We start from the raw sequence: 11,165 nt of genomic DNA, 5'->3' as shown, positions 1-11,165 counted from the left end.
TCCGATTCCGGTCGAGCCATGACCGGTTGAGCCATGACCGGTCGATCCGATTCCGGTCGAGCCATGACCGGTCGATCCCTGTCCGGTCGATCCATGAAAGGCCCGCGCGGGATAAGTCTGCCCGCGTCCGTGCGATCCGCGCGGTCCGCGGAAAAGCGGACCGTGCGAAAAGAAAGGACACGTCACGGTAATGGGAAACCCGTTTGACGACGAGACCGGGACATTCCACGTGCTGGTCAACGAGGAGGGCCAGCACTGCCTGTGGCCCGCCTTCGCGGAGATACCCGACGGCTGGAACGCCGTCCTCTCCGAGGTCGGCCGGGCCGAGGCCCTCGACCACATCGAGCGCACCTGGACCGACCTGCGGCCCAGGAGCCTCGCCGAGGCCGGCTGACCGCCGGCACCGCGCAACCCCGTCCGAACGACCCGCTGCACACCACCGAGAAGGGAACGCACGCATGAGTGCCATCACCATCGACACCGCCGTCGAGGCCCAGGTCCGGGCGATCATCACCGACGCCCTCGAACTGGAGGAGGACCTGACCCCGACCGGCCTGTTCGTCGACGAGTACGGCGCCGACTCGCTCGCCGCGATCGAGCTGCTCTCCACCCTGGAGCGCACCTTCGGCGTGACGATCGAGCAGGACGAACTGCCCAAGATGATCCACCTGGAGGCCGTCCTCGAGGTGCTCTCCCGGGCCGAGGCGCGATGACCGCCCGGCGTGTGGTGCTGACCGGGATCGGGGTCCTGTCCAGCATCGGCAACGGCGTCACCGAGTTCACCCGGGGCCTGCGCGAGGGCCGGTGCGGGGCGGGCCCCATCACCCGCTTCGACCGCACCGGCTTCCGTCGGCAACTCGCCCACGAGGTGCACGACTTCCACCCCGCCGCATGGGTCCGCCACACGCCGGCCGAACAGCTCGGCCGCGCCACGCAGTTCTCCGTCGCCGCCGCCCGCATGGCGGTGACCGACGCCGGGCTCGACCCGGCGGACCTGCGCGGCGGGCCGGGCCTGGTCACCGTCGGCACCACCGACGGCGAGGCCGACGCGCTCGACCGGCTCGTCGAGGCCCAGGCGGCGGGCACCGCCCCCGCCGACCTCGACCCGGTCGGCGCGCGCCGCCTGCCCGCCCACCGGCTGGCCCACGCCGTCGTCCGCGAACTGCGGCTGCCGCGCGCGGTGCCCTCCGTCCTCGGCACCGCCTGCGCGGCCGGCAACTACGCCGTCGGCGACGGCTACGACGCCGTCCGCTCCGGCGAGGCCGAGTGGGCGCTCGTCGGCGGCGCCGACGCCCTCACCCGGCGGACCTTCGCCGGATTCCACCGGCTCGGCCTCGTCGCCTCCGACCGCTGCCGCCCCTTCGACGCCGACCGGGAGGGACTGCTCACCGCCGAGGGCGCGGGCGTCCTCCTCCTGGAGGACCGCGACGCCGCGCTCGCCCGCGGCGCCCGGATCTACGCCGAACTCCTCGGCTACGGCCTCAACTGCGACGCCCACCACCCCACCGCGCCCGACCTGGACAGCGTCGCGCAGGTCATGCGGCTCGCGCTCGCCGACGCGGGCGTCAAGCCCGAGGAGGTCGACCTGGTCTCCGCGCACGGCACCGGCACCCCCACCAACGACGTCACCGAGATCCGGGCCGTCCGCCAGGTGTTCGGGGACCGCCCGCCGCGCACGGTCGCCCTCAAGTCGATGCTCGGCCACTCGATGGGCGCCGCCAGCGCCCTCGGCGCCGCCGCGTCCGCGCTCGCGCTGACCCACGGGTTCGTGCCGCCGACCGTCAACCACCGCACCACCGACCCCGAGTGCGCCGTCGACTGCGTGCCCAACCACGCCGTGGACGCCGAACTCAAGGTCGTCGTCAACAACGGCCTGGCCTTCGGCGGCAACAACGCCGCCGTCGTCCTCGGCAGACACCGGGAGACCTGATCATGACGACCGCAGCGGTCCCCGCGGACCGCCACTACATCACCGCCTGGTCGGCCGTCTCGCCCTACGGCGTCCACAGCGCCGACTACGCGCGCGGCATCCAGGCCGACGCCACCCACGACACGGACACGGGCGACGCCACCCTCGACACGGGCACGGGCACGGGCACCGGCGACGCCACCCTCGGCACGGGCGCGGGCGCGTCCCAGCCGGGCTCGCGCGCCACCGGCCGTATCCGGTCCGTCCCCGTCCCCGAGGGTCACGCGGGCGAACAGGCCTGCCTGGTACCGGGGTTCGAGGTCCGCCAGGTCCTCGGCAAGGCCGGTACCCGCACCATGGACCGGGCCACCGGCCTCGCCGTCACCGCCGTACGGGAACTCTTCGACGAGGCCTCCCGCGAGCAGCGGCCGGTGCCCGTCGGCACCGGCACCGGACTGGTCCTCGGCACCACCCTCGGCAGCGCCCAGAGCCAGCACGACTTCGCCCTGGCCTCCTTCACCGAGGACAAGCCGTACGACGTGCCCGCCCAGTTCATGCCGAACGTGCTGATGAACTGCCCGGCCGCCGCCAGCGCCATCCGGTTCGGGCTCAAGGGCCCCAACACCACGCTCGCGGGCGGCCGTCCGACCGGACTCATCGCCCTCGGCTACGCCCGGCGCCTCCTCGCCGCCGGACGCGCCGAACGCGTCCTCGTCGGCGCCGTCGAGGACTACTCGCCGTCCCGCTCCTGGATCGAGCACCACGTCCGGGACGCCGACGAGACCCCCGGACCGCTCGGCGAAGGCTGCGCGCTGCTGCTGATCGAACCCGGCGACGGCATCCCCGAGGGACGCACCGCGCTCGCCGAACTCCTCGCCGTGGACGTCCGCGTGGACGTCGACGACGCGCTCGCCGGGACCACCGAGGCCTGCGTGCGGGACGCCCTCACCGCCGCCGGGGTCGACCCGTCCGAGGTGTGGGCGGCCGTCGGCGGCGGACTCACCGGCCGTATCGGACACATTGAGAACGCCCTGCTGAAAAGGCTGTTCGGCACCGAGGCGGCGACCCGGGTCACCGTCCACGACCGGATCGGCGACACCGCCGCCGCGTCCGCCGCCTTCCAGCTCGCCGCCCTCCTCGCCACCGCCCGCCGCACCCCGGCGGCCCACGGCCGGGCGGCCGTCGTCACCTCCGTCGACCGCGACGGCTCCGTCGCCTGCGCGGTGATCCGGCTGCTCGGCGAGGCGGAGGAACGGTGAACACCGCACACACCACGGGGGAGACCACCGCCGCCCGCGCCGACCGGGCCGGCACGACGGCCGATGCCGTCAAGGTCGCGCTGATCAGCGGCGGTTCGCGCGGCATCGGCCGGGCCACCGCACTACGGCTCGCCCGCGACGGATACGCCGTCAGCTTCGCCTACCGCTCCGACGAGGACGCCGCGGCCGGCCTCGGCAAGGAACTCGACACCCTCGGCGTACGGTGGCTCGCCCAGCGCCTCGACGTCGCCGACGCGCCGGCCGTACGGGAGTGGGTCGCGCGCACCGAGAAGGAACTCGGCCCCGTCGCCGTCGCCGTCGCCTCCGCCGGCATCACCCGCGACCGGCCGCTGCTCCTCATGTCCGACGAGGACTGGCAGGACGTCCTCGACACCAACCTCGACGGCACCGCGCACCTGTGCCGGGCCGCCCTCTTCCCCATGGTCAAACGGCGCTCCGGCGCCATCGTCACCCTGTCCAGCGTCTCCGGCGCCGGCAACCCCGGACAGGGCAACTACTCGGCGTCCAAAGCCGGAATCATCGGCCTGACCTGCGCCCTCGCCAAAGAGGCCGCCCGCTTCGGCATCCGTGTCAACGCCGTCGCCCCCGGCATGATCGAGACCGACATGACCGCCGGGGCCTTCACCGAGGAACAGCGCGCCCGCACCCTCGCCGCCGTCCCGCTCGGCCGCTTCGGCACCGCCGACGAGGTCGCCGAGTCCATCGCCTTCCTCGTCTCCGACAAGGCCGCGTACATCACCGGCGCGGTGCTGCGCATCGACGGCGGGATCGTCGTATGACCGCCCGCCGCACCCACGCCACCCACCCACCCCACCACGGGAGACCTGCCATGACCGCGCCCGTCGATCTCACGCCCCAGGCCACCGCCAACCACACCCCGCTCGTCGACACCCGGCTCCTCGCCACCGACGACGGCGGCGCCCGCGCCACCCACCGCGTCTACGAGCACCTCATCGGCATGTGGGCGCCCGGCGTCATCGAGGCCGCCCAGGACCTCGGCGTCTTCGCCACCCTCACCGGCGGCCCCGCCACCGCCGCCGCCCTCGCCGAGACCCTCGGCACCGACCTGCGCGCCACCCGCGTCCTCCTCGACGGCCTCCACGCCTACGACATCGTGCGCCGCGAACGCGGCGGCGACGGCCAGGCCGTCTACACCCTCCCCGCCGCCCTCCACCCCGTGTTCGCCCCCGACGGGCTCTACAGCCTCGCCGGGAAGATCACCCACGACCGCAACGTCGCCTGGCACGCCTGGCGCAACCTCGCCGACAACGTCCGCAGCGGCGCCCGCGGCGAACAGGGCGGACAGCAGGTCAACCAGATCTCCGAGGAGGACTACACCTCCCTCGCCCGCGGCATCAACTTCTGGGCCCCGCCCGTCGTCTCCGTCCTCGCGGACGCGCTGCGCGAACGCGGCTGGGACGGCGACACCGACGCCCTCCTCCTCGACGTCGGCTGCGGTACGGGCATCTACAGCCACCTCCTGCTGGAGGCGTTCCCCCGGCTCACCGCCCGCGGCCTCGACGCGCCCCGCATCACCGCCATCGCCTCCGCACAGGCCGAACGCCTCGGCGTCGCCGACCGGTTCGAGCCCCTCACCGCCGACTTCTGGAACGACGACTGGGGCAACGGCACCGACCTCGCCCTCTTCGTCAACATCTTCCACCTCCAGACCCCCGAGTCCGCGCACGAACTCCTCCTCAAGACCGCCAAGGGCCTCACCGAGGGCGGCCTCATCGCCGTCGTCGACCACATCGTCGACGAGGAGGCCGGCGCCGAGAACGTCCAGAACCGGTTCTTCCGCCTGTTCGCCGCGTCGATGCTGGCGACCGGCGGCGGCGACGCGTACACCGTCCAGGACTACGACCAGTGGCTCGCCGACGCGGGGCTGCGCAGGGTCGCGCTGCTGGACACGCCGATGCATCGGGTGCTGCTCGCCGGGCGGGCGTAGGGGGTCCCCCCTCGGTGGGCCGGAGGGACCCCCGGGCCCGCGCCCGGACCCCTCCGCCCGCCGCCCGTGCGGGCCGGTCTGCGGCCCCGCCACGGGGCTCCGCCCCGGACCCCGTCCCTTTCCCACCCACCCGCCCGTGCGGGCCAGTCCACCGGCCCTCCCACGGGGCACAGCCCCGGACCCCGTCCCTCTCCCACCCACCCGCCCGTGCGGGTCCGCCGGGCCGCCCTCCCACGGGGCTCCGCCCCGGACCCCGTCCCACCACGGCGGCCCCCACCCCGCTCCCCTCACTCCACCCCGCCCCGCCCCGCCCCAGGACCAGGAAAAAGAAAAGGAGCACCCTCCGCCATGCCCAGCACCCTCTTCACCTCCGAGTCCGTCACCGAGGGCCACCCGGACAAGATCGCCGACCGCATCAGCGACGCCGTCCTGGACGCGCATCTCGCGCAGGACCCGTACGCCCGCGTCGCCGTGGAGACGCTGATCACCACCGGCCAGGTGCACCTCGCGGGCGAGGTGTCCTCCCGCGCGTCGTTCGACGTCGCCTCCCTCGTCCGCGACCAGATCCTCGACATCGGCTACGACCACTCGGTCAAGGGCTTCGACGGCGCCACCTGCGGAGTCTCCGTCTCGATCGGCCGCCAGTCCCCGGACATCGCGCGCGGCGTCGACACCGACGGCACGCCGGGCGACCCGCTGGACGCGCAGGGCGCCGGGGACCAGGGCCTGATGTTCGGCTACGCCTGCCGCGACACCCCGGAGCTGATGCCGCTGCCCGTCTCCCTCGCGCACCGTCTCGCCGAGCGCCTCACCGCCGTACGCAAGGACGGCACCGTGCCCTACCTCCGCCCGGACGGGAAGACGCAGGTCACCGTCGAGTACCGGGGCAGCAGACCCGTACGCCTGGACACGGTCGTCGTCTCGGCGCAGCACGCCGCCGACGTCGACCTCGATTCCCTCCTCGCCCCGGACGTCCGGGCCCACGTCATCGCCCCGGAGCTGGCGGCGCTGCGCGAGCGCGGCATCGACCTCGACGTGAGCGACTTCCGTGTCCTGGTCAACCCGACCGGCCGGTTCGAGATCGGCGGCCCGACCGGCGACGCGGGCCTCACCGGCCGGAAGATCATCGTCGACACGTACGGCGGCATGGCCCGGCACGGCGGCGGCGCGTTCTCCGGCAAGGACCCCTCGAAGGTGGACCGTTCGGCGGCGTACGCGATGCGCTGGGTGGCGAAGAACGTCGTCGCCTCCGGCCTCGCCGACCGCTGCGAGCTGCAGGTGGCGTACGCCATCGGCCGCGCGGAGCCGGTCGGTCTGTTCGTCGAGACCTTCGGCACCGCCCGGGTCGCCGTGGACCGCATCAGGGAGGCCGTCGCGGAGGTCTTCGACCTGCGTCCGGCGGCGATCATCCGCGACCTCGACCTGCTGCGCCCGCTGTACGCCCCGACCTCCGCCTACGGTCACTTCGGCCGTGAGCTGCCCGGTTTCACCTGGGAGCGCACCGACCGCGCCGAGAAGCTGCGCGCCGCGGCGGGCCTGGGCTGAGGGGCGGGGCCGCCGTGTACACCGACCCGCCCGCGCTCCCGCTCCCCGCGGGCCTCCCCGCCCCCGCCCCGACACCGTCACCCTTCGGTGCCGCCGCCGAACCCCGCTTCGAGGTGGTCGCCGGTGACCCCGACCTGACGGAACTCGCCGCGCTCACCCTCGTCCTGTACGCCTTCACGCAGTCGCGCCCCGAGTCCGCGGACGCCACCCGCTCGGTCGCCGAGTGGTGGCGGCGCCGCCCCGGCGAGTACCGGACGGCGGGCTCCTGGCGGGACACGGGATGACCTCGCCCCTCCGCCCCACCGGCACACCGACGCCGCCGACCGGTTCCTTCCCGGTCGGCGGCTCGGCGTGCTGCGGGTCCGTGCCGCCGGGGCCCCGGCCCCGGCCCCGGCTACGGCATCAGCCCGTACGCCGCGCCCAGTCCGACGACGACCGCCGCCGCCAGGGTGTGGCAGGTGTACGTCACCCGGCCGGCCACCGGCCACCAGCCGCGCTTCCAGGCGACGACCGTGCAGACCAGCAGCAGCGCGGTGACCGCGCCCGCCGCGGCGACCAGCTGCGGGATCAGGGTCAGCAGCGGCGAGTCGCCGACCAGGACCGTCCGGTTGAGGGCGTTGCCGTCGCCGGTCAGCCGCAGGAAGCACACGGTGGCCGCCGCGAGCAGCGCCCCCGCCGTCCAGGCCAGCGCCCAGGCGATCCGGCCGCCCGCGGGCTTGTCCTTGCCGCGCCGCAGGAACGCCACCAGCGGCAGGAGCAGCAGCGCCGCGGCGAGCACGCCGAGTCCGGCGGCGAGGGCCTGCTGGTGCAGGGCGGGGGACTGGTACCAGGCGAGCTTGTCGAAGACCTGCGTCGGGTCGGAGGCCAGCGCCAGCCGTCCGTCGCGGAAGGCGATCCGGTCCTGGCCGCCGCGTTCCTGGAAGACCCCGGCCGCGACCGGCGTCCAGTGCTGCTCGCCGACGCGCGGGTCCCGGGCCAGCCCGGTGGTGGTGAGCCCGCCGCCGCCGTCCGCGGTGACGTGCACGGCGGTGGTGAGCGCCGCCACCCGCGTCAGGTCGGAGGAGCTGGTGCGGGTGGTGCGGTAGAACCCGGCGTACGGGGAGACGGCCGCCTTGTCGCCGGTGGTGAGGCGGGCCGTGCCGGACGCCGTGCCCCGGCCGTTGTCCCGGTCGGTGCCGGTGCCGGTGCCGGTGCCGGTGCCGGTCTGGTCCGCGGTGGTGCGGTCCGTGCCGCTCGTGCCGCCGGTGGCGCCGGAGAGCCGGTCGGCGACCCGGTTGACGAGTTCCTGGGCGGCGTAGGAGGCGCTGCCGTCGACACCGTCGCCGTTGTAGACGACGTACACGCCGACGCCGGACTGCGGGAGGAGGGCGAGGTTGCCGTGGAAGCCGGGCAGGTCGCCGTCCTTCACCCACATGCGCCGTCCGTCGCGCACCCGCTCCTCCATCAGGTAGCCGATGCCGGGCAGCCGGGTGTCGTTGGCGAACTGGCGGTGCAGCATCGCCTTCGTGGAGGCGCGGGTGAGGACCGGGCCGCCGTCGTCGAGGAGGGCCCGCATCAGGCGGCCCATGTCGGCGGCGGTGGTGACCGCGCCCGCCCCGGTCGGCGTCCAGGCACCGTACTGGCCGTCCTCGGCGCGCTGCGTCCCGCCGTCGGGCCGGTAGCCGAGGGCCAGGGTGCCGGCGGTGCGGGCGTCGGGCCGGGCGAAGGTGGTGCGGGTCATGCCGAGCGGCTTCAGCACGGCCCGGTCGACGTAGGCGGCGAAGGGGGTGCCGGTGACCTGCTCGACGACGTAACCGGCGAGCGCCACACCGTAGTTGTCGTAGCTGGCGACCTCGCCGGGCGGCCGGACCCGCTTCGGCTGGTGCTCGGCGAGGCTCGCGCCGAGCGCGCCCGCCGGTTCCGGCGCCGTGCCGCCCCGGCCGAGGATGCTCGTGTCGAACCCCGCGGTGTGGGTCAGGAGATGACGGAGCGTCACCGGCTTGCCGGGGTAGGTGTCCTTGACCTTGAACGTCCTCAGGTACCGGTTGACGTCCGTGTCGAGATCCAGCTTCCCCTTCTCCACCTGCTGGAGCACGGCCACCGCCGTGAACAGCTTGGCGTCGGAGGCCATGAAGTAGCCGGTGCGGCGCGGATCGCTGCGCACCTTCCGCTCGACGTCCGCGAGACCGTACCCCTTGGTGAGGGTCGACCCGTCGCGGCGTACGACGACGACCGAGGCCCCCGGGATGCGCCGGTCGGCCAGCTGCTTCGGCACCAGTTCGTCCAGCAGCGCGCCCAGGCTCCCGCCGGAGGCGGCACGGGCGCCGCTGCTCTGGGCGCCGCCGGGGGCGGCGGCCGGGTGGCCGTCCGCGGCGGCCGGGTTCACCACGCACAGGACGGCGGTCAGCGCGGCCGCCACCAGGATGAGGAATCGCTCTCGGCTCGTCATGCCATCGATTCCACCGCGTACGGCCGCCGCGCCCCAGGGCCCTGTGTGGTGTGCAAAGGGGACCTAGGTACACCCCCCGAGAGGGGACAATGGTCCCGTGATCGGCGGCACGTGGCACCCCAGGATGTAACACGTACGGCGGCAACGAGCCGCCAGATCTCAGGAGTTGCGGCATGAACATCGCCCGGAACGCACGCACCGCGGTCGCCGGCCTCCCGCTGGCCGGTCTCGCCGTCGTCGAGACCGTCGCCTTCTCCGTGCTGGTCACGGCGATGGCCCTGCTCGGCGCGGGCATCGGCCTCTTCCTCATCCCGGCCGCCGCGCTCTTCACCCGCGGCACCGTCGACGTCACCCGCCGCCTCGCCGCGGCCCGCCTGGACGGCGGCATCCCCGCGCCCTACCTGCCCGAGCCGCCGCGCGTGGGCGGCCTCAAGGGCTGGTGGAACCGCACCCAGTGGATCCTCACCGACCCGGCGACCTGGCGGGACCTCGCCTGGACGCTGGTCAACCCGGTCGTCGGCATCGCCCTCGTGCTGCTGCCGCTCGCACTGATCGCCTTCGGCGTCTTCGGCCTGCTGATGCCGCTGCTGTGGGAGGACATCACCAGCAACGGCGGCAACAACTGGTACTGGTTCATCAAGGTGACGGACAGTCAGAGCGCCCTGTTCGCGCTCGCGTTGGGCGTCCCCACCCTGCTGGCCGGCCTGGCCTCCGCGCCCGCCCTGCTGCGCGCCCACGCCCAGCTGGCCCGCACCCTGCTCGCCCCCACCGAGACGTCCGCGAAGGTCCTGCACCTCACCCGCACCCGCTCCGAGGTCGTCAGCAGCTCCGCCGCCGAACTGCGCCGCATCGAGCGCGACCTGCACGACGGCGCCCAGGCCCGCCTCGTCGCCCTCGGCATGAACCTCGGCGTCGCCGAGCAGCTCCTCGCCAAGGACCCCGACGCCGTCCGCGCCATCCTCGCCGACACCCGCAAGGCGTCCGCCTCCGCCCTGAACGAGCTGCGCGACCTCATCCGCGGCATCCACCCGCCGGTCCTCGCCGACCGCGGCCTCGCCGACGCCGTCCGCGCCCTCGCCCTCGACAGCCCCCTCGACGTCACCGTCACCGCCGACCTGCCCGGCCGCGCCGAGGCCCCCGTCGAGTCCGCCCTCTACTTCGCCCTCTCCGAAGCCCTCACCAACGCCGCCAAGCACGCCGCCCCCACCCACGTCGACATCGACCTCTGGTACGCCGACGGCCGGGTCCGCGCCCAGGTCTCCGACGACGGCCACGGCGGCGCCGACCCCTCCCGCGGCACCGGCCTGCGCGGCATCGAACGCCGCCTCGCCGCCTTCGACGGGCTGCTCGCGGTCACCAGCCCCGTGGGCGGACCCACCACCCTCACCCTGGAGATCCCTTGCGCGTTGTCCTAGCCGAAGACCTCTTCCTCCTGCGCGACGGCCTGGTCCGGCTGCTGGAGGCGTACGACTTCGAGATCGTGGCCGCCGTCGACAACGGGCCCAGCCTCTTACGGGCCCTGGTCGACGAGCGGCCCGACGTCGCGGTCGTCGACGTACGCCTCCCGCCGACCTTCACCGACGAGGGCCTCCAGGCCGCCCTCCAGGCCCGCAGACAGGTCCCCGGCCTGCCGGTGCTCGTCCTCTCCCAGTACGTCGAGCAGCTCTACGCGCGTGAGCTGCTCGCCGACGGCAGCGGCGGCATCGGCTACCTGCTGAAGGACCGCGTCTTCGACCCCGACCAGTTCGTGGAGTCCGTACGCCGGGTCGCCGGGGGCGGCACCGCGATGGACCCCGACGTCGTCGCCAAGCTCTTCGCCAGGGACGCCGCGGGCCCCACCGGCTCCCTGGCCCGCCTCACCCCCCGCGAACGGGAGGTCCTCGCCCTCATGGCCGAGGGCCGCTCCAACGCCTCCATCGCCCAGTCCCTGGTGATCACCGAACGCTCGGTGATCAAACACACCTCGAACATCTTCGCGAAACTGGACCTGCCGGTGTCGGACGACGCCAACCGGCGGGTCCTCGCCGTGCTGGCGTTCCTCAAATAGGCCCGGAG

At 74.2% G+C, this 11,165-nt stretch carries 11 protein-coding genes; 10 read left to right on the top strand and 1 reads right to left on the bottom strand.

Translation table 11 applies throughout. The features are described from left to right. The first annotated feature begins 190 nt into the window (after positions 1-190). The 8 genes from ACIQPQ_RS12630 (at position 191) to ACIQPQ_RS12595 (ending at position 6,966) form a co-directional block, all read left to right on the top strand. Positions 191-394 carry an MbtH family protein gene (locus tag ACIQPQ_RS12630; protein ID WP_383773228.1) on the top strand — a complete coding sequence of 68 codons (204 nt, stop codon included), beginning with the start codon at positions 191-193 and terminating at the stop codon, positions 392-394. Between the two features lie 64 nt (positions 395-458). After that, positions 459-713 carry an acyl carrier protein gene (locus ACIQPQ_RS12625; protein ID WP_383773226.1) on the top strand — a complete coding sequence of 85 codons (255 nt, stop codon included), beginning with the start codon at positions 459-461 and terminating at the stop codon, positions 711-713. Then, positions 710-1,930 (top strand): beta-ketoacyl-[acyl-carrier-protein] synthase family protein, encoded by a 1,221-nt coding sequence (locus tag ACIQPQ_RS12620; RefSeq protein WP_401302991.1) that lies wholly within the window; start codon positions 710-712, stop codon positions 1,928-1,930. Before ACIQPQ_RS12625 ends, ACIQPQ_RS12620 begins: the two co-directional genes overlap by 4 nt. A 2-nt stretch (positions 1,931-1,932) precedes the next feature. Beyond that, on the top strand, positions 1,933-3,168 hold the full coding sequence (locus tag ACIQPQ_RS12615) for a beta-ketoacyl synthase N-terminal-like domain-containing protein (RefSeq protein ID WP_401302989.1): 1,236 nt from the start codon (positions 1,933-1,935) through the stop codon (positions 3,166-3,168). 80 nt (positions 3,169-3,248) lie between these two features. Beyond that, a complete protein-coding gene (gene fabG, locus ACIQPQ_RS12610) occupies positions 3,249-3,968 on the top strand; it encodes a 3-oxoacyl-ACP reductase FabG (protein WP_401303569.1) in 720 nt (239 codons plus the stop codon). A 50-nt stretch (positions 3,969-4,018) separates the two neighbouring features. Further along, complete coding sequence (locus ACIQPQ_RS12605) at positions 4,019-5,137, top strand: class I SAM-dependent methyltransferase (protein ID WP_401302988.1); 1,119 nt, start codon at positions 4,019-4,021, stop codon at positions 5,135-5,137. 348 nt (positions 5,138-5,485) lie between these two features. Then, entirely contained in the window at positions 5,486-6,682 is a 1,197-nt protein-coding gene (gene metK / locus ACIQPQ_RS12600) for a methionine adenosyltransferase (RefSeq protein WP_401302986.1), read from the top strand. A 14-nt stretch (positions 6,683-6,696) separates the two neighbouring features. Further along, positions 6,697-6,966, top strand: coding sequence for an acyl-CoA carboxylase subunit epsilon (locus tag ACIQPQ_RS12595; RefSeq protein WP_401302984.1), 270 nt, complete (start codon positions 6,697-6,699; stop codon positions 6,964-6,966). Positions 6,967-7,076: 110 nt separating this feature from the next. On the opposite strand, the gene ACIQPQ_RS12590 is transcribed toward ACIQPQ_RS12595, so the two are convergent. Continuing rightward, positions 7,077-9,110: a serine hydrolase domain-containing protein gene (locus ACIQPQ_RS12590; protein ID WP_401302982.1), complete on the bottom strand. Its 2,034-nt coding sequence runs from the start codon at positions 9,108-9,110 to the stop codon at positions 7,077-7,079. 173 nt (positions 9,111-9,283) lie between these two features. On the opposite strand from ACIQPQ_RS12590, the gene ACIQPQ_RS12585 reads away from it, so the two are divergent. Continuing rightward, complete coding sequence (locus ACIQPQ_RS12585) at positions 9,284-10,525, top strand: sensor histidine kinase (RefSeq protein ID WP_401302980.1); 1,242 nt, start codon at positions 9,284-9,286, stop codon at positions 10,523-10,525. After that, positions 10,510-11,157, top strand: a complete 648-nt coding sequence (locus tag ACIQPQ_RS12580) for a LuxR C-terminal-related transcriptional regulator (RefSeq protein ID WP_383773210.1) — start codon at positions 10,510-10,512, stop codon at positions 11,155-11,157. Before ACIQPQ_RS12585 ends, ACIQPQ_RS12580 begins: the two co-directional genes overlap by 16 nt. Positions 11,158-11,165 lie beyond the last annotated feature (8 nt).

The sequence above is a fragment of the Streptomyces sp. NPDC091281 genome (genome assembly GCF_044757425.1).
GTDB lineage: Bacteria > Actinomycetota > Actinomycetes > Streptomycetales > Streptomycetaceae > Streptomyces.
Note: the sequence above shows the minus strand (reverse complement) of the source record. Positions and strands in the feature narration are given on the sequence as shown.